We start from the raw sequence: 22,516 nt of genomic DNA, 5'->3' as shown, positions 1-22,516 counted from the left end.
GCGACTCAACTAGGTCGAACCGAAGCAAAACGGGCCCTGACCAGACTGTTCGATGCTACTCCGCAGATCGCTTCAGTTGTCTGGCGAACGGCGCGCAACTTTACTACGCACCTTCGTTTTCGGGGCGGTAGGGGCAAGAACAAACCGAGTGTTCGGTAAAAGCTGGTTCGACAGGATCTATCGGTCGTCGACGGCTCGACGGCCGCTTCGCTCGTCCACGCGGGTAGCAGATCGCCGCCGGAGGGCCGCGGCCAGCGCGGCGGCAGCCGTCAGGATAACGAAAACTCGCTCCGGCGCGGGCCCGATTCGTGTTGCGAGAGTGGTGTCGTTGCGCAACGGAAGCTCGGAGACCAGAGCCGCGGGCACGAACAACGCCGATTCCTGCCGCACACTGCCGTCGGCGGCGATGATGGCGCTGACACCCGACGTGGCCGCGACGACCAGCGCTCTGCCGTGTTCGACGGCGCGAACGCGGGACATGGCCAGCTGCTGATAGGTCATCTCGCTGTCGCCGAAGGTCGCGTTGTTCGTCGGCACGGTGAGCAGTTGGGCGCCCGCGCGCATCGCGTCCTCGAACGAGCGATCGAAAGCGACCTCGTAGCACGTCGCCACGCCGATGTCGATACCCGCCGCGTGCACAACTCCGTCACCATTTCCCGGTACGAAATACCCCGCCCGATCGGCGTATTCGGAGAAATGCCGGAAGAAACTCCGCATCGGCAGATACTCGCCGAAAGGCTGGATGATCTTCTTGTCGTGCCGGTCTCCCGGACCCGCCGCGCCGTTCCACACCATCACCGAGTTGGTCGTCGTCCGGTCCGGGTTGATCAGCACGGCGCCGACCAGAATGGGTGCGCCGATGCGCTCGGACGCGGCGGTGATCAGGGCGGCGGCGTCGGCGTTGCGCAAAGGATCGATGTCGGAGGAGTTCTCCGGCCAGATCACCACATCCGGGCGCGGCGCGCGGCCCGCCGCCACCTCGTCGGCCAGTTCTTCGGTGCGCCGGACGTGATTGTCCAGCACGGCCCGCCGCTGTTCGTTGAAGTCCAGTCCGAGGCGGGGCACGCTGCCCTGGATCGCCGCGACCGTGACCGTTCGGTCGCCCGCCTCCGGATCTGGCAGAGCCGACCGGAGCAGCAGGCCACTGAGCGGCATGATCAAGACGGCGAAAGCCACAGCGGCGTATCCCAGTCGGGTCGCCGGGACGGGTCCGCTCACGGCGGTCGACTCGGGCGCACCGTTCTCGGAGACCACGGTTTCGCGCCCGTCATCCGTGGTACACACCGACCACAACACGGAGCCCAACGCGGCCAGCCCGGTTCCGGTGAGCGCGACGGCGAACCCGACCAGCGGGGCGCCGCCGATCGCCGCCAGTGACGGGAACCAGCCGTCGGCCTGACCGAAGGCCAAACGGCCCCAGGGAAAACCACCGAACGGGAAGCTGGACCTGCCCCACTCCGCCGCGGCCCAGGCCAGTGCCACCCACAGCGGCCAGCCGGGCAACGCGCCGACCAACCGCCCGAGCACGCCGAAGACGCCGAGGTAGACCGCGCAGGCGGTGGACAGCGCCAGCCACGGCAGCGGTCCGACGTAGATGCCGGTCCACGGCAGCAGCGGGACGAAAAACGCCAGCCCGGCCAGAAATCCGTAGCCGAAGCCCGCCCGCAGGCGGCCCTCGCCGCGTACGGTGAGCGTGAGCACCGCCACGCCCAAAGGGGCGAGAAACCACCACGGCCTGGGCGGGAAGCTGCCGAACAGCAACAAGCCCGCGACGACCGCCGCCACCGACCGCGTCGCCACCGGATGATTGCGCGCCACCGCGGACGCCTGCCGCACCGACGCGAGAATTCGCTCTCGCACCATCACTCGGCCACCGTCCGCCATCGCGCGGGCCCTCGCCAGTCGGCGGTCGACAACCGAGCCGTCCATCGGTCCGAGTCCTGCCCACGCCGCTCGACAAACCTCGACCCAGCAATGGACGTGATGTTTATCACACGGAATATCAAGTCCGCCATGCTTCGAGTGCGCGCACGCGACTCGCCCAACCGATCGACTCGCCCGGGGGCGTATTCACACCACACGGCCGACCGACCGGAGGCGAGGCCCGGAAAACGGTGGATATGCCAGTCATCGGGCGTCCATCTTTTCATCGCCGGGCCCCACTGAATCGTTAGCCGCCGCGCACGCGATATCGGTTCTCCGCTCACGCTCCGTCGAACAGACCGGAGCGTTCCAGCCGGTGCGTGCGAAATCGCGAGCCGCCACGCTCGGTTATGCGGCTGGTTCACGCACCGATCCGCGGTGGCGCCGCGGTTCACCGGAGAGCGTCCGGCAAACGGAGAAGATGGAGTACTGGCACGCAGTGCCACATCGGACCACCGTGGACGAACAGAGTGCACTCGGCAAGGGGTGTTGTTCGCCCGGCCCGAGCCGAGCCGCTCACGAGCCGCCCCGCGCACCCGAACGCCGGGCACGAGACGGCCGGGAGCCGTCGCGGACTCCACCATCGCGCGCTCACTTCGCATAGATCGTCACTCCCCGGTGCACGGTGCGCAGGCACGTGGGCAGCGGCGCGCCCGGCTCCAGCGCGGGCAACCCAGGGACGCGCGACCGCGGGTCGGTGGACCAGCGCTGCACCGAGTCGGCGGCCGCGCTGACAACCAGTTCGCCGGCATCCCAGATCGCATAGGAGGCGGGCGCCCCGGGGACCAGTGTGCCCGCCACCCCGTCGCGAACTCCGCCCGCGCGCCACGCGCCGCGCGTTGCCGCGGCGAAGGCGGCCCGCGGGGACAGGGCGTGGCCGGGCGTGCGGTGCCCGGCGGCGGCACGCACCGCCGCCCACGGATCGAGCGCGGTGACCGGGGCGTCGGAACCGATCGCCAGGGCCACGCCCGCGGAGGCCATGGCGGCGAACGGGTTCAGCGCCGCGGCGCGCTCCGCGCCGAGCCGCGCCGCGTACATGCCGTCGGTTCCGCCCCACGCGGCGTCGAATCCCGGCTGCACACTGGCGATCACGCCCCAGCGGGCCAGGCGGGAGATGTGCTCGGCATCGACGAGCTCGGCGTGTTCGACGCGATGCCCCAGCGCCGCGACGGCGGGACCGCCGAGTTCGGCGACCACCCGTTCGAGACCGGCGACCACGGCATCCATGGCGGCGTCGCCGATCACGTGGAATCCGGCCTGGATGCCGGCGACGGTGCAGGCGCGGACGTGATTCGCGATCGCCTCGACATCGAGATAGCTTCGGCCGCAGCCGGATTCGTCGGAGTAGGGCGCGCGCAGCCACGCGGTGCGCGATCCGAAGGAGCCGTCGACGAACAGGTCGCCGCCGAGTGCGTGCACGCCGAGTTCGTCGATCAGGGCGCGAGCCTGCTCGGCGCTGCGCACCGCCTCGCCCCAGTAGGCCCGCACCTGGACGCCGTGCTCGAATTCGAGCAGTTCGCGGACGTCATCACGGCCCGCGATCTCCGGCCCCGCGCATTCGTGGACCGCGACGACACCGCGCGCGGCGGCATGGTCCAGTGCTGCGGCGCGCGCTCGATCCCGTTGTGCCCGAGTCAATCCGGCGAGCGCGGCGGCGCGCACCAAGTGGTGGGCGGCGGCACGCACGGGCTCGCCTCGGGTGAATCCGTCGGTCGCCGCCAGCCCGGGCAGCGCGTTCAGCAACGCCGAGGACGCCACCGCGGAGTGCGCGTCCACGCGCGAGAGATAGACCTGCCTGCCCGCACCCGCCGCCGCGTCGAGCTCCTCGACGGTGGGCGGCCGTCCCTCCGGCCAGGTGGTCTCGTCCCAGCCGTCACCCAGTATCGCGCCGTCGGGGTGCGCCTCGGCGAACTCCCGCAGCAGCCGCAGGCAGTGTTCGAGCGACCGGGCGGCCGACAGGTCGAGCCCGGTCAGCTTCAGGCCCAGCGCGGTGACGTGCACATGCGGATCGACGAACGCGGGCGCGACGAAGGCGCCGTGGAGGTCGACGATCTCGGCATCCGGATGCAGCGCCCGTCCGGGTTGCTCGGCGCCCAGCCAGACGACGGTTCCGTCGCTCACCGCCATCGCCGTGGCGTCGGGTGAACTGGCACTGTAGAAACGGCCGCCGATCAGCAACTGGGTACTCACGAGGCACCAGTCTGCCCCATGCCCGATTCGGCGGTTTCGGTCAGGCGTTCAGCACGGAGTGGCGGTCCAGATCCTCCGGTTGCGCGAGCACCGCCATCACCTCCGCGTATTCCGGCGGCGTGCCGCCGGTTCTCCCGGCCGCCGCGGGCAGGCAGCCCGCCTCCACGGCGATCAGCTCCAGCCGCAGCGCCGCGGCCGTGAATCCGGAAATCGACTGTCCCGCAGCGGCGGCCGCTCGTTTCACCGCGGCGGCCAGCTCTTCGCTCACCGTCACGGTGAGTTGCTCGGTGGTCATCGCGTCACGATAGCCCTTCGCGGGGCGACACGGAACCGGGTGCGGCGAGTTCACTCAGGACGAGGGGATCGCGCGGCGCGCGTTGCCCTGACCGTCGTCGTACCACTGCCCCACGACGACGCCGTCCACCACGTCACCACCGTCGACGACCACCCCACGGTAAGGCCCGGTCGCGACCAGCTTGCCGAAGCGCCGTGCGGCGAAGGCCGCCAGCACTGGACGCGCCAGCAACCGCGTGGGCGGCAGCAGCAGGAGCAGACCGAACAGCGAGGTGACCAGGCCGGGTACGAACATCAGCACACCGCCCGCCGCGACCAGGGCGCCGTCCGCCACGGCGGTCCCTGGCGCCACTTCCCCGCGCGCGGCCCGGCGGAACTGCTCGAACACCCGCCGCCCCTGCGAACCGACCAGCAGCATGCCCGCTCCCGATCCGGCGATCAGCAGCAGAATGGTCGGCAACGCGCCGATCAGCTGACCGACCGTGACCAGCGCGGCGATTTCCACGACGACGTACAGCACGAACAACAAGGCGGGCATGGCGATCCTTTCGGACGATCTACCCCGGTCAACGTATCGCGCCCGGTTTTTTCTCCCTGATTCGCCTGATAGGTCGCTGAGAGCCCGCGCCATCATCCGCCCGGCCGCACCAGCCCCGTCTCGTAGGCGAGCACGACTGCCTGAACCCGATCGCGCAGACCGAGTTTGGTCAGCACCCGGCCCACGTGTGTCTTGACCGTGGCCTCCGAGAGGTACAACTGCTCGGCGATCTCCGCGTTGGAGCGGCCCGCCGCGATCTGCTCGAGCACTTCACGTTCGCGGGCGGTGAGCACATCGAGCACGCCCGGGTCGCGGGTGCGCGCCGGGTTCTCGGCGATGAGCCGGTCAAGCAGACGTTTGGTGACCTTCGGCGACACCACGGCGTCACCGGCGGCGACGCTGCGGATGGCCGAGACGAGATCCTCCGGCGGGGTGTCCTTCAACAGGAATCCGCTCGCCCCCGCCCGCAGCGCGCCGAGCGCGTGCTCGTCGAGATCGAAGGTCGTCATGACGAGCACCCGGCTGCCGTGCCCGGCCTCCACGATGCGGGTCGTGGCGACGACCCCGTCCACCACGGGCATCCGCACGTCCATCAGCACCACGTCGGGACGCAGTTCCGCCGCTGTGGTGACCGCGGCCGCGCCGTTGGCGGCCTCGCCGATCACTTCGATGTCCGGGTGCGCGCCGAGCACCATCTTCAATCCCATCCGCATGAGTTCCTGGTCATCGACGACGAGCACGGTGATCGGCACGTTCCCCAATGTAACGTGGCCGCTTCGCCGCGCCGGGCGGCAGCTGCGGCGCCGGTCTCGCCTACCGGTCGACATGGGCCGAATTGCACTGCTGCTCATTACTTTTCACGCAACAAGCGGCTGGCGGCTCGTTCAGTCCGCCGGGTCGGAACGCAACGGGATGCTGGCGTGCACCCGCCAGGCTCCGTCCGCGTGGCGGCCCGCGTCCAGGCTGCCGCCGAGCACGGCGACGCGTTCACGCATCCCCACCAAGCCGAGACCGCTGCCCTGGATGCGCACGTCCGGTTCCGTCGGCGACGCCCCACCGGTGTCCGTGACGTCGATCAGCACGTCGGCATCGGTGCGGCGCACCCGCACCCACGCCTTCGGATGCGGACCGGCATGCCGCAGCGTGTTGGTCAGCGATTCCTGCACGATGCGGTGCACGCCGAGACTGACCTCCGGCGCGATGTCGTCGAGTTCGCCGGTCAATTCCAGCTCGACGGCCAGGCCGGTGCCGCGCATCATCTCCACGACCTTGGCGATGCCCGCGGTGCCGTGCTGGGGCAACTGGTCGGGCGCGTGCTCCGTGCGCAGCAGGGCCACGGTTCTGCGCAGTTCGCGCAGCGCCTCCCGGCCGGTGCTCGCGATGGTCGCGAGCGCTTGCTCGGCCGCGTCCGGGTCGCGGCGCAGCGCGTACTTCGCCCCGTCGGCCTGCACGATGATCACACTCACCGCGTGGGCGACCACGTCGTGCAGTTCCCGCGCGATGCGGGTGCGTTCGGCCGCGACGGCGTCGTGCGCGCGACGTTCCTTGTCGTAGTCGGCGACCGCGAGCCGGGCCGCCACCTCGGCGTCGTAGGCGTGCCGCGCGCCGATGAACTCCGCGAGCGTCCAGCACAAGGCGTAGAACATGGCGGTGAACACGCTGTCGGACCCGGACGGCTTGCCGATCGCGACGATCGAGAGCACGAGATCCACCACCAGGCCGAGCCCGTACCACAGTCCGTCCCGCCTGCCGACGTAAGCGACCAGCGTGTACAGCATGATGCCGTGGGACAGCTGCGCGATGTGGTCCGCGTCGTCCTGGACCAGGAAGCCGACCAGCGTCTCGGTCAGCGACAACGCCAAAGTAGCCGCCGCCATGGCCCGGGGATACACCCGCCGCAGGGCGAGCGGCAGCGGAAGCAGCACCCCGATGGCCAGGTAGGCGAGCTTGTTGTGCGCGTTTCCCACCCCGATGATCTCGAGCAGCACGAAGATCGCCGCCAGCACCGAGTCGGCCACGACGGGCTTGCCCCGGAGCCACAGACTGAAACGACGCACCGGATCAGAGTAGGTGGCCTCGGCACGCGGGCGACCCGGCCCAGCCGACGACTGCCCGTCCCCGGCACCGGGCAGGGTCCGGCTCCGAGGTCTGGTTGTCTGACCGGGTGGAGATCGGAGACTGGGCGGTTTTGTTGACAGCGGCGACGGCGGCGGGCTGGGTGGACGCGGTGGTGGGTGGCGGCGGGCTGATCGTGCTGCCGACGTTGTTCGTGGTGGCCCCATGGATCGCGCCGCAGACCGCGCTGGGCACCAACAAGCTCGCCGCGGTCGCGGGGACCAGCGCCTCGGTGCTGACCTTCGCTCGCAAGGTGCCGATGCGCTGGCGGGTGCTGCTGCCCGCGGCGGTGATCGCCGCGGGGGCGGCGGCACTGGGCGCGGCCGCGGTCTCGCTGATCGACCGGGAACTGTTCATTCCGATCGTCATGGTGGTGCTGGTCGGTGTCGCGGTGGTGGTCACGCTGCGTCCGTCGATCGGCGTCACCCTGGCCACGCATCCACCCACCAGGCGGAAGGTCGTCCTCACGGTGGCGTTGGCGGCCGGGTTGATCGGCTTCTATGACGGCTTGCTCGGGCCCGGCACCGGAACGTTCTTGATCATCACCTTCGCGACCCTGCTCGGGACCGAGTTCGTGCGGGCCGCCGCGATGGCGAAGGTGATCAACTGCGGCTCCAACCTCGGCGCTCTGCTCTTCTTCGGGGCGACCGGGCACATCCTCTTGGCACTCGGCGCGGGGATGGCCGTCGCGAATGTCCTCGGTGCCGTGGTCGGCGCGCGCATGGCGCTGCGGAAGGGCGCCGAGTTCGTCCGCGTCGTGCTGCTGGTGGTGGTGATCGGGATGGTGATCCGCTTGGGCTGGCAGCAGTTCGGCTGATCAGCCCACCGGTTGGGGGTGCTGGGTGGCCAGCCATGGTTGCAGCACCCGCGAGGTGGTCTCGTGGATCTCGCGCTGCAGGCGCTCGCCGTCCTCGACTCCCGCCACCGGTCGCTGGAACAGCACCGTCAACGCACCCGACACCGCACCGACGACCGCGCCGACCAACGCGGCGGCGCCGACCTCGTCGAGCTCGGCGGGGAACGCCTTGTGCAACTGCCTGGCGATCTCGCGTTGGGTGACCAGCTGGGCGTGCGCGGCGCGGCCGCTCACCGCGGGCACCGTCCGCGACACCTGGGCGCGCAGCGCCCCGATCCGGGCATGGAGATCGTCGACGAGGTGCTCGCCGGGGTTGTCACCCGCCGCGCGCAGCCCGCGCAGCACGACCTCCACCGGCCGTTCGCCCGGACGCCTGCTGGCGATGGCCGCCACCGCGGCGCGCACCCGCTCGTCGGATTCCGGGAAGAGCAGCTCTTCCTTGCTCGCGAAATAGTTGAAGAACGTGCGTGTGCCGACGTCCGCCGCCGCGGCGATGTCGGCCACCGTGGTCTCCTCGTAGCCGCTCGTCTCGAACAGCTCGGCTGCGGCTTCCAGAATGGCTCGGCGGGTACGTTCGCGTTTACGGTCACGGAGGGCGGATGGCGGCACGCGGGCACAGTACGGCATCCAGCGAGCAACACGCGGTAAAGCCCGAGTGTCGCGCGCGCCGTTCACCCAGCGCCACTACGCACCGCGCGCGAATCGGCACACGATGCGCTGCCGCACGGCGTGTGATCACCGCGCACGCGCGGCGATACCGACTAGGTTGGTGCGGGTGAGCATCGCGACTTCCAGAGACGTGGACGCCGAGTTCCTCGGCCTGCCACTGGCCGCGCTCGCCGACGCCGCACTGGCCGCGGCCACGGCGGCCGGCGCCGAGCACGCCGACCTGCGGGTGCACCGCCTGGTGACCCAATCGATCCGGTTGCGTGACGGGCGCGTGGAGGCCGTCACCGACAGCACCGAACTCGGCTTCGCCGTGCGGGTGATCGTCGACGGCACATGGGGTTTCGCGTCGCACGCCGCGCTCACGCCCGGTACCGCCGCCGAAGTGGCGCGCACCGCCGTCACGGTCGCGACCACGCTGCGGGCACTCAACCGCGAACGCGTCGAGCTGGCCGACGAGCCGCGTTACGCCGACGCGCGCTGGGTGTCGGCCTACGATGTCGACCCGTTCGCCGTCCCGACCGGCGAGAAGGTCGCGCTGCTGCAGGACTATTCGGAGCGCCTGTCGCACGCCGACGGAGTGGATCACGTCACCGCGAGCGTGTTGCAGGTCAAGGAGCAGACCTTCTACGCCGACACCGCGGGCTCCTCGATCGTCCAGCAACGGGTGCGGCTGCACCCGAGCCTCGAAGCGATCACCGTGGACGCGTCGGCAGGTGTGTTCGAGACCATGCGCACGCTGGCCGCACCGGTCGGCCGCGGATGGGAGTACGTCACCGGGGCCGACGGCATGTGGGACTGGGACGGCGAACTGGCCCGGATTCCGGAGTGGCTGGCCGAGAAGGTGAAGGCGCCCAGCGTGCAGGCCGGGCCGACCGACCTCGTCATCGATCCGACCAACCTGTGGCTGACCATCCACGAATCCATCGGCCACGCCACCGAGTACGACCGCGCCATCGGCTACGAGTCCGCTTACGCGGGAACCTCTTTCGCCACTCCGGACCAGCTCGGGTCACTGCGTTACGGCACGCCGATCATGCACGTGACCGGCGACCGCACCGAGTCGCACGGGCTGGCCACGGTCGGCTACGACGACGAGGGCGTCGCCGGGCAGCGCTGGGATCTGGTCCGCGACGGCATCCTGGTCGGCTATCAACTGGACCGGGTGTTCGCGCCGCGCCTCGGCCTGGAGCGGTCCAACGGCTGCTCGTACGCGGATTCGGCGCATCACGTGCCGATCCAGCGCATGGCCAACGTGTCACTGCAACCGGATCCCGACCGCGACACCAGCACCGAGGAACTCATCTCCCGGGTGGACGACGGCCTCTACATCGTCGGCGACCGGTCCTGGTCGATCGACATGCAGCGCTACAACTTCCAGTTCACCGGCCAGCGGTTCTTCCGCATCCGCGGCGGCAAGCTCGACGGCCAGGTGCGCGATGTCGCCTACCAGGCCACCACCACCGACTTCTGGGGCGCGATGGAAGCGGTCGGCGGGCCGTCGACCTGGCAGCTCGGTGGCGCGTTCAACTGCGGGAAAGCGCAGCCGGGCCAGGTCGCCGCGGTCAGCCACGGCTGCCCGTCGGTCCTGGTGCGCGGCGTCAACATTCTCAACACCCGGACGGAGGCAGGCCAGTGAGCGACGATCTGTTCCCCGCCGGCGTGACCGTGGAGCGCGCGCTGGCGCTGTCGCGCGCCGACGAGGCCATGGTGATCGTCCGTGACGAGCACGAGGCGTCACTGCGCTGGGCGGGCAACTCCATGACCACCAACGGGTCGTCGGTGTCGCGCAAATGGGCGGTGATCTCGGTGTTCCGCGAGGGGCCCACGCTGGCACGCGTCGGCACCATCGCCTCGTCCAGCGTCGACCCCGACGACATCGAGGCCGTCGTGCGCGCCAGCGAGGAGGCCGCGCGCGGCGCCGAACCCGCGCGCGACGCGATGCCGCTGCTGGAGCCCGACACCGTCGACCACGACTGGGCCGCCCCGGCGACCGGCACCGGCATCGAGGTGTTCACCGATCTGGCCGAGGGCCTGTCCGCCGGATTCGACAGCGCCGACCGCCTCTACGGCTTCGCACATCACCAGATGCACACCACCTGGCTGGGCACCTCGACCGGCATCCGGCGCCGCTTCGTGCAACCCACCGGTTCGGTGGAGATCAACGGCAAACGCGGCGAGGGCGCGGATCTGGCCAGCGCGTGGGTCGGGGTGGGTACCGCGGACTTCACCGACGTCGACGTATCCGGCTTGCTCGCGGACCTTTCCCGCCGCCTGGACTGGGCCAAGCGCAAGGTCGAGCTGCCCGCGGGCCGCTACGAGACGCTGCTGCCGCCCTCCACCGTGGCCGACCTGATGATCTACCTGGCCTGGTCGATGGAGGGCAGGGGCGCGCAGGAAGGCCACACGGCGTTCGCGCGAGCGGGCGGGACCCGGGTCGGCGAGCGACTGAGCGATATCCCGCTCACGCTCTACTCCGATCCGCACGCGCCCGGACTGGAATACCAGCCGTTCGTGGCGGCGACCGCGTCGTCGGAATCGATGTCGGTGTTCGACAACGGTCTGACCGCGGAGCGCGTCGACTGGCTGCGCGACGGCGTGATCTCCGCGCTGATCTATCCGCGCGCCACCGCCGCCGAGTTCGACGCACCCGCCACGGTTCCCGGCGACAACCTGCTGCTCACCGGCGGTTCCGACGCCACGATCGACGACATGATCGCGCGCACCGAGCGCGGCTTGCTGCTGACCACCCTGTGGTACATCCGTGAGGTCGATCCGGCGACGCTGCTGCTCACCGGTCTTACCAGGGACGGGGTGTATCTCGTCGAGAACGGCGAGGTCACCGCCGCGGTGAACAACTTCCGGTTCAACGAGAGCCCGCTGGATGTGCTCCGGCGGGTGAGCGAGGCGGGCGCCACCGAGCTCACGCTGCCGCGGGAATGGAAGGACTGGTTCACCCGGACCGCGATGCCGCCCCTGCGGATTCCGGACTTCCACATGTCGTCGGTCAGCCAGGCGACCTGAGCGCGGCGGGTCAGGCCGCGAGGTCGATCTCGATGCCGATGGTTCCGGACTTGCCGCGCCGCAGGTTGCTGCCGAGGATGACGAGGGGACCGGTGAGCCGGTACTTGCGCCGCAGCAGCTTGCGGACCCGCTCCGTGCCCTCGGCATCGAGGATCCGTCCGGTTCCTTCGACCACCGCGCCGTGCGGCTTGCCGGTCGCGCTGCACGGTTGCACGCTGACCGCCGGATTGCGGCGCAAGCGCTTGACCTTCCAGCTGTCGGTCACGGTCCAGACGTACAGTTTGCCGTTCTCGGACACCGCCCACACCGCGGTGCCGACGGGCGATCCGTCCTTGCGGAAGGTGGTCAGCAGCACGTAGTCGGCCTTGGCGACGGCGTCCAGCGAATTCGTCATGCGGGCAGCGTATCCCGCATCCCGGTGCGGTGAGCGACGCGGGAAAGGTGCCCGGGTTCGTGCCGGACATTCACTCCGGCAGTCGGTACTCCCCCGCTTCCAGACGCGCCAGTACTCCGTCGGTCCACTTCGACAGGTTCTCGAACACGCCACTCCACAGCTCCAGCAGATCGGTCGCGTGCGGCGCTTCGTACCGCCCGGGGAAGTCCGGGATCATGGCGAGCAGGTCGGCGCGCACTTCCTCGCTGCGGCGGCGCTGTTCCCGCAATTTCGCGATGACGTGCGCCCTGGGCAGCGCGTCCATGAAGGCGATGGCAGCGCCCAGTTCCTCCATATCGATGCTGACCAGCGCCTCGTCCATGAGCCCGCGGAACTCGGCCTCTCCCGCCTCGGTCAGCTCGAACAGCGTGCGCCCAGGGCCCTGGTCGCTGGTCTGGGTGCCGAACGCGCTCAGCTTGCCCTCGCGGGTGAGCTGCTTGAGAGCGTGATAGATCGAGCCGGGCTTGACGTTTGTCCAGGTTTCGGCCCGCCAGGACAGCAGCTCCTGACGCACCGCGTAGCCGTGCACGGGCTGACGCAGGCGCATCACCCCCAGCACGAGCAGGCGCACCACCGACATCGCGAACTCCTTCCGGTCCGAGATCGCATGGTAGTCAAGTTTGACTTCCGGCGAAAACCAACGCTACGCTCACCTAGTCAAAATTGACTACCGCAGGTAAATGGGAGTTTTCATGGCCGACACGGCGGTACCGCAACTCTGGACCGGCGACCTGACCGACACGCTCGACTTCTACCGGACGCTGGGCTACACGGTGACCCATGAGCAGACCCGTCCCTACGTCTACGGAGCGGTGGAGGACCACGGTTGCGCCCTGCACTTCGTGCCCGCGCCGAAGGACGCCGACATCCCCGCCGAACGCGCAGGCTGCCTCGTGATGGTCGACGACGTCGCGAGCAGGCATCGAGCCTTCTCCGCGGCGCTGCGCAGCCGCTACGGCAAGATCCCGGCCAAGGGCCTGCCCCGGATCACCCGCTTCCGGCCGGGGCAGTCCCGGTTCACCGTCATCGATCCAGCGGGCAACCAGGTGATCTACATCCAGCGCGACGAACCCCCGAAGGTGGAGTACGGCGGATCGAAGGAGCTGGACGGGCTGTCCAGAGTGCTGGACAACGCCCGCATCCTGCGCGATTTCAAGACCGACGACAAGGCCGCGTTCCGCGTGCTCGAGGTCGGTCTCGGCCGGTTCCGCAGCGAAGCGCCCCGGCTCGACGTGGCGCGGGCACTGGCGGCGCTCGCCGAACTCGCCGTCGCGACCGGCGACCCCGGCGGAGCCGATGGATTCCGGGCGGAGTTGCGCGCGATGGAACTGTCCGCCGAGGAACGCGCGTTCATCGCCGACGAGTTACGCGCCTCCGACGACCTGTCTTCCTGGCTGTCGGAGACTTAGACCCTCACGCCGCGGTCAGCACCTGCGGCCCGTCCGGCGTGATCGCGATGGTGTGCTCGGAGTGCGCGGTGCGGGAGCCGTCCGCCGAACGGATGGTCCAGCCATCCGGATCGGTGACGATGCGGTCGGTGGTGCGCGCAAACCACGGTTCGATCGCGATGGTGAGTCCGGGGCGCAATCGATAGCCGCGCCCCGGGCGGCCGTCGTTGGGCACGTGCGGGTCCTCGTGCATGGTGCGGCCGAGGCCGTGACCGCCGAATTCGGTGTTCACCGGATAGCCGTACGCACGCGCCACCTCGGCGATGGCGGCAGAGATGTCGCCGATCCGGTTGCCCGGCACCGCGACCGTGATCGCCGCGGCCAGCGCCTCCTCGGTCGCCCGCACCAGCCGCACGTCCTCCTCCGCGGCCGAGCCGACCACGACCGTGGTCGCCGCGTCCGCGACCCAGCCTTCGATGCCGACCGCGAGGTCCATGGTCAGCACGTCGCCGTCGCGCAAGGCATAGTCGAACGGAAGTCCGTGCAGCACAGCGTCGTTCACCGACAGGCAGACGGTATTGCGAAACGGTCCTCGCCCGAACGAGGGCGCGTAGTCCCAGTAGCAGGACTGGGCTCCGCGCGCGCGGATGCGTTCTCGGACGTGGGCTTCCAGGTCGAGCAGGTTCACCCCTACCCGCGCCCGGTCGCGCAACTCGGCGAGCACGTCTGCGACGAAGCGCCCCGCCACTCGCATCCGCGCGATCTCCGCGGGGCTCTTCAACTCGACCATCATTCCTCCAGTGCGCCGGTATTTTAATACCACCCTAGCCGCGCCGGTATTTTAATACCAATCCGTCTTGCGACCTCGCACTGCCGTCCGTAGCCTGAGCGCATGGTCCGCCTCCCGTTGACCCCCGCGCAGATCGAGTCGGGTCGCCGCTTGGGCGCCGCCCTGCGCGCGGCCCGCGCGAACCGCGAACTCACCGACGTCGCCCACGCCGCCGGGATCTCACCGGAGACGCTGCGCAAGATCGAGACCGGACGGTTGCCCTCGCCGGCTTTCGGCACCGTGGTGGCATTGGCACAGGCGCTCTCGATCCCGCTCGACGATCTCGCGGACATCTGGCGCTCGGCCGGTCTCGCCGAATCCGCTTAGGCCGGATCGACTGTCGCCTTCGGAGCGATCGCGATCCCGACGGACGCGTTCGCGCCGCGCAGCAGCTTGTGCCCGCGAATGGCGAGCTTGCCGATGATCCCGTACTTGTCCGCGACCACATCGCGCACGCGCTGGGTGCCGTCCGCGTCGAGAATGCGCGCGCTGCCCGGCAGGACCTCCGCCGCCGTCGGTCGGCCGCGCCCGTCGCAGACCTGCAGCGTGACGTCCGGATTGCGGCGGATCCGCTTGACCTTCCAGGTCTCGGGATTGGTCCACACGACGATCCGGTCACCATCCGGAGCCACCCACACGGGTGTGCCGACCGGCGTCCCGTCCTTCTTGAAGGTGGTCAGCCGCACGTATTTGCTCTGGCTCATCTCGTTCCACGTCATAGGGCAACGGTAGGCCCGCGCGACGGCGGCGACATCCGACCGCAGGACGGTTCGCGATTACGTGTATGGGCGTAGGTGGCGGCAACCGTGTCCGCCGAGCCACCACCGCAATTCGTATGTTGCTCACCACCAGCCGGTGGCGAATTGCAGCGCGAGGCTGGAGATTCCGAGGATGACGGAGAGGATGCCGCCGAAGAGCAGGGGGCGATGGCCTGCGGTGCGTAGGCGCTGCGGCGTGAGGGTGGTGCCGACGGCGGCCAGGACGGCGGCGATCAGCCAGGCGCTCACATGGCTCAGGGCGGTCGTCCACGAGGGCCGGATCACGCCGGTGGCGGCGAGGGCCGACGCGGCGAGGAACAGCACCACGAACAGCGGAATGGTGCGCCACAGTGGCGTGACGCCGGAATCGCGCCGGCCTCCGAAGTGCAATCCGACGCACAGCGGGATGATCGCCAGGCTGCGCACCAGCTTGACGATGACGGCGAAGTGCGCGGCGGCGGATCCGAACGCCACACCGGCGGCGAGCACCGAGGACGTGTCGTTGATGGCGGTGCCCGCCCACAATCCGAATGCCTGCTCGGACAGGCCGAGCAGGTGGCCCAGCGGCGGATATACCAGCACCGCGACGACATTGAAGACGAAGATGGTGCCGAGTGCGTAGGCGGTCCGCTCGCGGTCGGGCTTGATGACCGCCGTGGCGGCGGCGATGGCGGAGGCTCCGCAGATGGTGGTGCCCACCGCCACCAGGATGGCCGACTCCCGGTCCAGGGCCAGCAGCCTGCCGACGAACAGAGCGGCAAGGGCGCCGACGAGCAATGTGCCGATCAGTACGACTATCGTGCCGCGGCCCACGCCGACCACCGCGCCGACGGGCAACCCGAGACCGAGCAGGACGATGGCGGCGCCGAGCAATCGTTGCTGCGCCGAGGCCAGCCCGGGAGTGAATCGCTCGTCCCCGGTGCGGCGTGCGAAAACACCGAACATCGCGCCACCGGCCAGGGCGAGCACGGGCACGCCGAGGACGGGCCACACCGCGCCCAGGAAAGTCGCGGCGGTGGCGAGCACCGCTGCCACCAGAAGGCCGGGCCCGTCCCGGCGAAGATGCGTCATTTCGACAACGATCGCGGCAAACGATCTGTCCGGGTAGCCGTCGGGACGACAGCACCTCATAAGCCGCGCTGATGGGGTGGGGAATGCCGCGCCATCGCAGCAGGCTCATAATCTGCCCATGACGCTGCCGCCAGGAACACCTGATCTGGAGGTGCTCGACCTGCTGGTCTCCGTCGCGGAGTCGGGCAGCCTCGGCGCGGCCGCGCGCAGGCACGGCATCAGTCAGCCCGCCGCGAGTATGCGGATCAGCGCCCTGGAACGACGGTTACGGCTGCGGTTGCTGGATCGCGGGCCCACCGGGTCGGCGCTCACCGACGCGGGGCGCTCGGTCGTGGAGCACGCGCAAGCCGTGCTCGACGCGGCGCGGGCCTTCGGCGCGGGTGTGGCCGCGCTGCACGCCGCTCAGGTGCCACACCTGCGGATCGCCGCGTCGAAGACCATCGCCGACCATCGCATTCCGCAGTGGCTCGACGCTTTCCGCGAGTCCTATCCGGAGGTGGCGGTATCCCTCGAAGTCGACAACACCCGGCATGTCGAGGAACTGGTCCGCAACGCCAGGGCGGACATCGGTTTCGTGGAGGGACCGCACCCGCCGCCCGGACTCGGCAGCCGAGTGCTCGGCGCCGACGATCTGGTTGTCGTGGTCGCGCCCGGCCACCGGTGGGCACACCGCCGACGGCCGGTGACATTGCGCGAACTCGCGACCACTCCCCTGCTGTGGCGCGAGCCTGGATCCGGCACCCGCGACACGGTGTGGGAAATCCTGGGCGCGGAGTGCCAGCCTGCCCGACCGGCCGCCGAACTGGGCTCGGCGGCGGCGATCGTCGCGTCTGCGCGGGCCGGAGTCGCACCCGCGGTGCTGAGCCGGTTGATCGCGGCGCCCGATCTGGACAGCGCGACCCTCGTGGAGGTGCCCACGGCCGACTCCGTCGTGCTCACCCGGGAATTCCGTGTCATCTGGCGTCGGCAAGCTCCTCCGTCCGGGCCCGCGGAAGCGCTGGTCCGGTGCGCCACGGACGGCGGCGTGGCGCGCAACCGGTGAAGCACTCGGTCCGCGCACACGGGCACCCACCCGGCCGACGGGCAAGGAATGACGATGCGCCGGCGGCCGACCGCGTCCTTCGGCCGGAAATGTCAGGTGGGCGCCACGTCGCGAACAGTCGAGAATGGGTGCCATGACGGCCTGGCATACCGACGGCGCGACAGCGCCCAGCGCGCGACCGGACGTGAGTCGGTCCGAGCCGCCCGTGCGAACGGATCCGGTCTGGTACGCCGCGTACGGCTCGAATATGAGTCTGGCCAGGCTGCGGACCTATCTTCGCGGTGGCAGGCCCGCAGGCGGAACACTCACCCTGCCCGGCTGCCGCGACAACGCCGACCCGATCCGCTCGACGCCCCTCCTGCTCCGGGGCGTGCTGTATTTCGCCACCGAATCGTTGACCTGGACCGGCGGCCGCGCTTTCTACGACCCCGACTGCCCGGGCGAGATGGCCGTGCACGCCCACTTGCTCACCACCGCCCAGTTCTCCGACATCGTGGCGCAAGAGATGTATCGCGCCCCGGGGGCGGACATGGATCTCAGCAAGGCGATCGCGCAGGGAACAATGACCCTCGGCCCGGGACGCTACGAAACGTTGGTCTGCGCGGGAACGCACGCCGGGTACCCGGTGCTCACCTTCACCGCCCCGTGGCGTTGTCGCGACGTTCGGGGCAATCCGCCCGCCGCCGCCTACCTGCGGTATCTGGCCGCGGGCCTGCGCGCGGCACACGGCTGGTCCGCCCGCGCGACCGCGGGTTACCTCGCCACTCGGCCCGGCGCCGACCGGCGCTGGACCCCCGAGACGGTCCATGCCCTGCTCGGCGACGATGAAGTGGTGCGCCGAACCTATGAGGAGACCGCCCCCGCCCACGCACCGACCGGCGATTCGTCCTCGGAGTCCCGGTAGCTGCGGGCGACCAACGCCGCACGCAGGTACCACACCCCGGATGCCTGGGCGGGGTCGAAACCGGTGAGCTGACCGATGCGCTTGAGCCGGTAGTCCACGGTGTTGGTGTGGATGTGCAGCGATCGCGCCGTGCGCTGGCGATTGAGATTCGTACCGATATGACGTTTGAGCGTCTCGAGTAGTTCGGGGTGCTCGTCGAGTGGGTCGAGCAGTGTGCGCAGGGTTTCCAGTCCGGGTCCGGGCCGAGTGAGCTGATATTCGAGCGCGAGATCGTCGAAGCGGAACAGTCCGCGGGTCCAGCGCAGCCGTTGCACCATGTCCAGCAGCTCGTGCGCGCGGTCGGCGGCCGTCGGCACTTCGACCGGGGTCGCGGCGATCACCGTCGCGACGATCGGCACCTGCGCGGCGCGGCCGAGACTGTCCACCAGTTCGTCCAGCGACTTGTCCTCCGGCGACGCGGAGGGTAGCAGGATGGTGCCGCCGTCGACGCTGAGCAGCGACAACACCGATTCACCGCAGCGGGTGGCGAGTTCGGATTGCACTCGGCGCAGCTTCCGCCGCGCGACCACCGCACCGTCGAGATGCGGGTTGCGCTCCTCCGGGTGCGGCGGAATCGCCAGGGCGACAACGGAATACGAGTCGGCGATCTGGATTCCGCATTCGCGGGCCATGGTGAAGGTGGGGTGCCCGCCGAGCAAGGCCGAAGCGAGGGTGTGCGCGGCCGTGTGGTGCTCGCCGACCACGGCGCGCAACTCGGTCACGTAGGCCCGCGAGACGGTCGAGGTGATGGTGTCCAGGATCTCCAGCAGGCGGCGGCTGATCTCCTTGAGACTGTCGAAGTCCGCGGCGGTCGCGTTCGCCACGATCAGGTCGAAGCCGAGCTTGAATCCCTCGTGCACGGCGTGGTGGATGGTGTCGATCGGAATGCCTTCTCGCGCCCAGCCCGCCGCGGCGTTGCGCAGCAGGAGGGTCTTCTCCGGGATGTCACTGCCGTCGAGCATGCTGACGGCCAGTTCCAGGCACAGGCGGGTGATGTTGGTGATGTCGCCGTTGAGCGCCTCACCGGGGAGCGTCCGGCAGTGCGCGACGGTCTCGATGAAATGGCCGACCATCTTGCGCGACAGATTCCGCACGTCCCGCAGTGAAGAACTGGCCGGGCGGCCCGACAGGGTCAGATCCGGGCCTGCCGAATCGGTGATGGACATGTGACTCCTTCCCTCCCCGATCGCGGAAAGTACTCCACGGTAACTTGACCGGGTCGGCGTGCCGAGGTCCAAGCCCCTGGTTGGGGACACCACCCGAACCGGGCGACGCGCGTCTGTGAAGCCTCACAAGTCGTCATCGCGCGGTCGAATTCTTTCGATCCCCGTCGTAACGTCGGTGGCAGCAGGGTCGCCGCGCGGAGGGAGGGCCATGAACATCGGCCCGCACGAAGAAGATCGGGACATCACCGAAGTGTCCGCGAGATTCACTCGTGGCGCCCATCGCGGCGGTCCCGACGCGCTGATCAGAATGGGCTTGGAACTGGCCCTCGTCCTGGTCGACGCGGCCGAGGCGGCGGGCAGTCTCGCGCTGGGCCGGTTCGAGCACGCGGCGACCCGATGCGCCCAGGCGGGCATCCCGATCGAAGCGGTGCACGCCGTCCTGCGCGACAGCGTCGACGCGGGCCTCGCCGCACCCGCCACGGATTCCCCCGGACGGCGCACCGCGCGCGACCGGGTCGAGCCCGGCGTGCTCAGCGAATTCCTCGAGACGCTGAACTCGGTGGTGGCGCGCAGTTACGCCAACTGAGCGCGACCGACGCACCGGCCGCTGCTCACAACGCCGCTACGAGCGCGGCGCTCTCCAGCGCGCATCCGTGGCCGATGGTGATGCCGGAGCCGCCGTGGCCGTAGTTGTGGACGACGGGCGTGCCGGGTAGCACGGCGGTGTCGAGTTCCACGCGGACCTCCCGGCGACCGGGGCGCAGTCCCACCACGGCGTCCAGCACCTCACTGCCGTCGAGCCCTGGGACCAGATCGCGGCAGCGCCGCAGGATAGATCGGGTGAGGTCGGGGTCGGGCGCGGTGTCCCACTCGCCGGTGTCCAGCGAACCGCCAAGGACGCAATCGTTCGCGCGGGGATGGACGTAGGCGCGACCGAGCGGATGGGCTTCGTCGCGGACCGACACCGACAGCCCGGGGTTCGCGACCCGCACGATCTGGCCGCGGATCGGATACGCCTCCGGGTCGCCCACCAACTCGGCGGCCCGCAGACCGGCGCAGTTCACCACGACGTCCGGCGACAGGTCCGCGAGATCATCGAGGCTCCGCACAGCACGCGGCACGCGACGCGCGCCTGCCGCGTGCACCTGCGCGCTCAAGAACGGCAGGTAGGTAGGCATCTCCACCAAAGGAACCTCGAAACGGAATCCGAATCCGTAGCCAGGAGGCAGGTCCACCCGATCGGCCTGCCGGAACGAGCGCACCGACCGCGACCACGCGGGAATCGCGGGCTCGTCGCGATACAGCGCCATGGACGCGCACATCCGCACGCCCGGCGCACCGGCGGCGGCCAGCGCCGCCAAGTGCTCGAAAGTCGTCTCGCTCCAGGCCAGCACGCGATCGGCGGGACCGGCGGCCGTCGGAAACCAGACCGCCGCGGCCAGGAAGGACGTCGTCGCCGTGATCGGCTCGGCGCTGACGACGATGACCTCGTGCCGGGCTCGGAGCAGTTCGGCCGCGGTGGACAGACCCGAGATGCCCGAGCCGAGGACGACGATCCGCATGGGAGCGAGAGTATCGAGCCCTACCCGCCCAGCGCTGTTCCCGCAGCACCGCCCATGGGAGGGGCGGATCGATCAGTCGGCATCGTCGAGCGATGTGACACCGGTCGTCATGGCCACCACCGGCCACTGCGGCCCGGCACAGGCCGCGGCCACGGTACTGCCCTCCGCGAACCCGCCCCGGCTCTCGCCGGTCCCGGCCATGTCCACCCGGGGACCGGCCGCCTCGGCCGAGCCGATCAACACACAGTTCCAGTTCTCCGACGGCCGCTGGCTGCCCACCGCGATGGCGCCCTCCTCCTGGCTGTCCGCCGACAACGTCGGTCCCGCGGCGGCCACCCCCGCGCCAGCAGCGGCGACGATCACGGCGCAGCCCCCGGTAGCGGCGACACGTGCAGCGATCCGAAACATGCGACAACCCCTTCTCCTGCGCCCCCGTCGTCGTTCGCGTTGCCGCCCTCCGGCCGTTCAAACCGCGTCGAAGCCGACCGGCAACTGATCGGCGAACGCGACTCGTTCGGTTGACTAGCCCGTCGGCCCGTGGGTAATGCCAATCCATGGACGATGGGCGGCTGACCATCGGGGTGGAAGAGGAGTTCCTGCTCGTCGACCCGCGCACCGGCGAACCGCTGGCACGCAATGTCGAGGTGGCGCGTACCGCCGAGGAACTCGGCATCGACCTGCAACTCGAACTCACCCGTTGTCAGGTGGAGACCAGCACCGCGGTCCACACCGATATCGGCGCACTGCACCAGCAGTTGCGCGACCTGCGCCGCGGCATCGCCGCCTGCGCCGAGCGCAACGACGCCCGCTTGCTCGCGGTCGGCATCCCGCCCACCGTCCCGCACGAGTTCCCGGTCACCGAGACCCCGCGCTACCAGCGCATCGAAGAGAACTTCGGCATGCTCGCACACGAGCAGGGGCTGTCGGGCTGTCACGTGCACATCGGCATCCCCGACGTCGAAACCGCGATCCAGGTCAGCAACCACCTGCGGCCGTGGCTGCCGCAACTGCTCGCGATGACCGCGAACTCCGCCATCTACCGCGGCACGGAAACCGGCTTCGCCAGCTGGCGCAGCATCCTGTGGCGGCGCTGGCCCAGCGCTGGACCACCTCCGTACTTCGAATCCGCGCGGCACTACGAGGCGATGGTCGCGATGATGCTCAACAGCGGCAGCATCCTGGACAAGCAGATGGTCTATTGGGACGTCCGCCCCTCGGTCTCGTTCCCGACCGTCGAGATACGGGTCAGCGACATTCCGGCCACCGTCGAGGAGACCGCGCTCTTGGCCGCGCTGGTGCGCGCCGTCGTCGTGATGGCGGAGAGATCGCTGGCGGCGCGGCAGCTCGCGCCGCAGGTGCCCGCGGAGATGTTGCGGGCGGCGTACTGGAAGGCAGCGCGTTCGGGGCTGGCCGGAGACGGCGTCGACCCTCGTGACGGCACGGTGGCGCCCGTGCGCGACCTGCTGTGCCGGCTGATCGACTACGCCGCGCCCGCGCTGGAGGACGCGGGCGACCGCCGATTCGTCGACGAGGCGTTCGGCCGCCTGCTCGCGCGCGGCAACGGCGCGCACCGACAGATCGCGGCGCTGCGGGCGCGCGGGGAGATCGATGACGTCGTCGAGGAGGTGGCGCGCTCGACCCTCGAAGGCTGCGACCAGCCGGGAAGTTCCCGCGCGACACCGGCGACCGGAGCGCCGCTCAGCTGAGCACCACGGTGG

At 70.0% G+C, this 22,516-nt stretch carries 24 protein-coding genes; 9 read left to right on the top strand and 15 right to left on the bottom strand.

Annotated features, from left to right (window positions below):
- Positions 1-177: 177 nt before the first annotated feature.
- The 6 genes from lnt to ABZ824_RS07000 all read right to left on the bottom strand — a co-directional run bounded on the left by lnt (position 178) and on the right by ABZ824_RS07000 (position 7,002).
- On the bottom strand, positions 178-1,863 hold the full coding sequence (lnt, locus tag ABZ824_RS07025) for an apolipoprotein N-acyltransferase (RefSeq protein ID WP_356962485.1): 1,686 nt from the start codon (positions 1,861-1,863) through the stop codon (positions 178-180).
- Positions 1,864-2,514: 651 nt separating this feature from the next.
- On the bottom strand, positions 2,515-4,113 hold the full coding sequence (locus ABZ824_RS07020; protein WP_356962123.1) for an amidohydrolase: 1,599 nt from the start codon (positions 4,111-4,113) through the stop codon (positions 2,515-2,517).
- A 40-nt stretch (positions 4,114-4,153) separates the two neighbouring features.
- Positions 4,154-4,408 carry a hypothetical protein gene (locus ABZ824_RS07015; protein WP_356962121.1) on the bottom strand — a complete coding sequence of 85 codons (255 nt, stop codon included), beginning with the start codon at positions 4,406-4,408 and terminating at the stop codon, positions 4,154-4,156.
- A 54-nt stretch (positions 4,409-4,462) separates the two neighbouring features.
- Complete coding sequence (locus tag ABZ824_RS07010; RefSeq protein WP_356962119.1) at positions 4,463-4,945, bottom strand: FxsA family protein; 483 nt, start codon at positions 4,943-4,945, stop codon at positions 4,463-4,465.
- Between the two features lie 92 nt (positions 4,946-5,037).
- Positions 5,038-5,697: a response regulator transcription factor gene (locus ABZ824_RS07005; RefSeq protein WP_039798341.1), complete on the bottom strand. Its 660-nt coding sequence runs from the start codon at positions 5,695-5,697 to the stop codon at positions 5,038-5,040.
- Between the two features lie 132 nt (positions 5,698-5,829).
- Complete coding sequence (locus tag ABZ824_RS07000) at positions 5,830-7,002, bottom strand: histidine kinase (RefSeq protein WP_356962117.1); 1,173 nt, start codon at positions 7,000-7,002, stop codon at positions 5,830-5,832.
- 107 nt (positions 7,003-7,109) lie between these two features.
- On the opposite strand from ABZ824_RS07000, the gene ABZ824_RS06995 reads away from it, so the two are divergent.
- Entirely contained in the window at positions 7,110-7,877 is a 768-nt protein-coding gene (locus ABZ824_RS06995) for a TSUP family transporter (RefSeq protein ID WP_355077647.1), read from the top strand.
- Here ABZ824_RS06995 and ABZ824_RS06990 read toward each other — a convergent pair whose 3' ends face one another.
- On the bottom strand, positions 7,878-8,525 hold the full coding sequence (locus ABZ824_RS06990; RefSeq protein ID WP_356962114.1) for a TetR family transcriptional regulator: 648 nt from the start codon (positions 8,523-8,525) through the stop codon (positions 7,878-7,880). It abuts the gene before it with no gap.
- A 172-nt stretch (positions 8,526-8,697) separates the two neighbouring features.
- Here ABZ824_RS06990 and ABZ824_RS06985 point away from each other — a divergent pair, with 172 nt between their 5' ends.
- Both ABZ824_RS06985 and ABZ824_RS06980 read left to right on the top strand, forming a co-directional pair.
- On the top strand, positions 8,698-10,221 hold the full coding sequence (locus ABZ824_RS06985) for a TldD/PmbA family protein (protein WP_355077696.1): 1,524 nt from the start codon (positions 8,698-8,700) through the stop codon (positions 10,219-10,221).
- Between the two features lie 68 nt (positions 10,222-10,289).
- Complete coding sequence (locus ABZ824_RS06980) at positions 10,290-11,606, top strand: metallopeptidase TldD-related protein (protein WP_356962484.1); 1,317 nt, start codon at positions 10,290-10,292, stop codon at positions 11,604-11,606.
- A 10-nt stretch (positions 11,607-11,616) separates the two neighbouring features.
- Here ABZ824_RS06980 and ABZ824_RS06975 read toward each other — a convergent pair whose 3' ends face one another.
- A complete protein-coding gene (locus ABZ824_RS06975; RefSeq protein WP_355077643.1) occupies positions 11,617-12,000 on the bottom strand; it encodes a PPOX class F420-dependent oxidoreductase in 384 nt (127 codons plus the stop codon).
- Positions 12,001-12,070: 70 nt separating this feature from the next.
- A complete protein-coding gene (locus ABZ824_RS06970) occupies positions 12,071-12,619 on the bottom strand; it encodes a helix-turn-helix transcriptional regulator (protein WP_355077641.1) in 549 nt (182 codons plus the stop codon).
- A 112-nt stretch (positions 12,620-12,731) separates the two neighbouring features.
- Here ABZ824_RS06970 and ABZ824_RS06965 point away from each other — a divergent pair, with 112 nt between their 5' ends.
- Entirely contained in the window at positions 12,732-13,448 is a 717-nt protein-coding gene (locus tag ABZ824_RS06965; protein ID WP_356962112.1) for a glyoxalase, read from the top strand.
- A 4-nt stretch (positions 13,449-13,452) separates the two neighbouring features.
- Here ABZ824_RS06965 and map read toward each other — a convergent pair whose 3' ends face one another.
- Positions 13,453-14,217, bottom strand: a complete 765-nt coding sequence (gene map / locus ABZ824_RS06960; RefSeq protein ID WP_356962111.1) for a type I methionyl aminopeptidase — start codon at positions 14,215-14,217, stop codon at positions 13,453-13,455.
- Between the two features lie 102 nt (positions 14,218-14,319).
- Here map and ABZ824_RS06955 point away from each other — a divergent pair, with 102 nt between their 5' ends.
- The gene (locus tag ABZ824_RS06955) at positions 14,320-14,583 is read left to right on the top strand and encodes a helix-turn-helix transcriptional regulator (RefSeq protein ID WP_356962109.1); all 264 of its coding nucleotides are present in this window, start codon (positions 14,320-14,322) and stop codon (positions 14,581-14,583) included.
- Here the strand turns inward: ABZ824_RS06955 and ABZ824_RS06950 are convergent.
- Together ABZ824_RS06950 and ABZ824_RS06945 are read right to left on the bottom strand one after the other, a co-directional pair.
- The gene (locus ABZ824_RS06950; protein WP_356962108.1) at positions 14,580-14,975 is read right to left on the bottom strand and encodes a PPOX class F420-dependent oxidoreductase; all 396 of its coding nucleotides are present in this window, start codon (positions 14,973-14,975) and stop codon (positions 14,580-14,582) included. The two genes, ABZ824_RS06955 and ABZ824_RS06950, sit on opposite strands and share 4 nt — an antisense overlap.
- 123 nt (positions 14,976-15,098) lie before the next feature.
- The gene (locus ABZ824_RS06945) at positions 15,099-16,085 is read right to left on the bottom strand and encodes a putative sulfate exporter family transporter (protein ID WP_356962107.1); all 987 of its coding nucleotides are present in this window, start codon (positions 16,083-16,085) and stop codon (positions 15,099-15,101) included.
- 118 nt (positions 16,086-16,203) lie between these two features.
- Here ABZ824_RS06945 and ABZ824_RS06940 point away from each other — a divergent pair, with 118 nt between their 5' ends.
- Together ABZ824_RS06940 and ABZ824_RS06935 are read left to right on the top strand one after the other, a co-directional pair.
- The gene (locus ABZ824_RS06940) at positions 16,204-17,127 is read left to right on the top strand and encodes a LysR substrate-binding domain-containing protein (RefSeq protein ID WP_356962106.1); all 924 of its coding nucleotides are present in this window, start codon (positions 16,204-16,206) and stop codon (positions 17,125-17,127) included.
- 133 nt (positions 17,128-17,260) lie between these two features.
- Positions 17,261-18,031, top strand: a complete 771-nt coding sequence (locus ABZ824_RS06935; protein WP_356962105.1) for a histone deacetylase — start codon at positions 17,261-17,263, stop codon at positions 18,029-18,031.
- Here the strand turns inward: ABZ824_RS06935 and ABZ824_RS06930 are convergent.
- A complete protein-coding gene (locus tag ABZ824_RS06930; protein ID WP_355077629.1) occupies positions 17,971-19,236 on the bottom strand; it encodes a helix-turn-helix domain-containing protein in 1,266 nt (421 codons plus the stop codon). The two genes, ABZ824_RS06935 and ABZ824_RS06930, sit on opposite strands and share 61 nt — an antisense overlap.
- A gap of 208 nt (positions 19,237-19,444) precedes the next feature.
- On the opposite strand from ABZ824_RS06930, the gene ABZ824_RS06925 reads away from it, so the two are divergent.
- A complete protein-coding gene (locus ABZ824_RS06925; protein WP_355077627.1) occupies positions 19,445-19,822 on the top strand; it encodes a hypothetical protein in 378 nt (125 codons plus the stop codon).
- A 25-nt stretch (positions 19,823-19,847) separates the two neighbouring features.
- Here the strand turns inward: ABZ824_RS06925 and ABZ824_RS06920 are convergent, their stop codons facing one another.
- Positions 19,848-20,798: an FAD-dependent oxidoreductase gene (locus ABZ824_RS06920; protein WP_356962103.1), complete on the bottom strand. Its 951-nt coding sequence runs from the start codon at positions 20,796-20,798 to the stop codon at positions 19,848-19,850.
- Between the two features lie 72 nt (positions 20,799-20,870).
- Positions 20,871-21,206, bottom strand: a complete 336-nt coding sequence (locus ABZ824_RS06915; protein WP_356962101.1) for a hypothetical protein — start codon at positions 21,204-21,206, stop codon at positions 20,871-20,873.
- 146 nt (positions 21,207-21,352) lie between these two features.
- Between ABZ824_RS06915 and ABZ824_RS06910 the strand changes: the two genes are divergently transcribed.
- Positions 21,353-22,504, top strand: a complete 1,152-nt coding sequence (locus tag ABZ824_RS06910; protein ID WP_355077621.1) for a glutamate--cysteine ligase — start codon at positions 21,353-21,355, stop codon at positions 22,502-22,504.
- Positions 22,505-22,516: the final 12 nt, after the last annotated feature.

The sequence above is a fragment of the Nocardia sp. NPDC047038 genome (assembly GCF_040644075.1).
Lineage (GTDB): Bacteria > Actinomycetota > Actinomycetes > Mycobacteriales > Mycobacteriaceae > Nocardia > Nocardia sichangensis.
This window is presented reverse-complemented; position numbering and strand designations above follow the sequence as displayed.

Coding starts and splice junctions, on each gene's coding strand:
- ABZ824_RS06970 (WP_355077641.1), bottom strand. CDS start 12,619: ATGTCGGTGGTGCGCCTGCTCGTGCTGGGGGTGATGCGCCTGCGTCAG.
- ABZ824_RS06925 (WP_355077627.1), top strand. CDS start 19,445: ATGAACATCGGCCCGCACGAAGAAGATCGGGACATCACCGAAGTGTCC.
- ABZ824_RS06980 (WP_356962484.1), top strand. CDS start 10,290: ATGGTGATCGTCCGTGACGAGCACGAGGCGTCACTGCGCTGGGCGGGC.
- ABZ824_RS06930 (WP_355077629.1), bottom strand. CDS start 19,236: ATGTCCATCACCGATTCGGCAGGCCCGGATCTGACCCTGTCGGGCCGC.
- map (WP_356962111.1), bottom strand. CDS start 14,217: ATGGTCGAGTTGAAGAGCCCCGCGGAGATCGCGCGGATGCGAGTGGCG.
- ABZ824_RS06965 (WP_356962112.1), top strand. CDS start 12,732: ATGGCCGACACGGCGGTACCGCAACTCTGGACCGGCGACCTGACCGAC.
- ABZ824_RS06950 (WP_356962108.1), bottom strand. CDS start 14,975: ATGACGTGGAACGAGATGAGCCAGAGCAAATACGTGCGGCTGACCACC.
- ABZ824_RS06975 (WP_355077643.1), bottom strand. CDS start 12,000: ATGACGAATTCGCTGGACGCCGTCGCCAAGGCCGACTACGTGCTGCTG.
- ABZ824_RS06955 (WP_356962109.1), top strand. CDS start 14,320: ATGGTCCGCCTCCCGTTGACCCCCGCGCAGATCGAGTCGGGTCGCCGC.
- ABZ824_RS06935 (WP_356962105.1), top strand. CDS start 17,261: ATGACGGCCTGGCATACCGACGGCGCGACAGCGCCCAGCGCGCGACCG.
- ABZ824_RS06920 (WP_356962103.1), bottom strand. CDS start 20,798: ATGCGGATCGTCGTCCTCGGCTCGGGCATCTCGGGTCTGTCCACCGCG.
- ABZ824_RS06910 (WP_355077621.1), top strand. CDS start 21,353: ATGGACGATGGGCGGCTGACCATCGGGGTGGAAGAGGAGTTCCTGCTC.
- ABZ824_RS06945 (WP_356962107.1), bottom strand. CDS start 16,085: ATGACGCATCTTCGCCGGGACGGGCCCGGCCTTCTGGTGGCAGCGGTG.
- ABZ824_RS07010 (WP_356962119.1), bottom strand. CDS start 4,945: ATGCCCGCCTTGTTGTTCGTGCTGTACGTCGTCGTGGAAATCGCCGCG.
- ABZ824_RS06940 (WP_356962106.1), top strand. CDS start 16,204: ATGACGCTGCCGCCAGGAACACCTGATCTGGAGGTGCTCGACCTGCTG.
- ABZ824_RS07015 (WP_356962121.1), bottom strand. CDS start 4,408: ATGACCACCGAGCAACTCACCGTGACGGTGAGCGAAGAGCTGGCCGCC.
- lnt (WP_356962485.1), bottom strand. CDS start 1,863: ATGGTGCGAGAGCGAATTCTCGCGTCGGTGCGGCAGGCGTCCGCGGTG.
- ABZ824_RS06915 (WP_356962101.1), bottom strand. CDS start 21,206: ATGTTTCGGATCGCTGCACGTGTCGCCGCTACCGGGGGCTGCGCCGTG.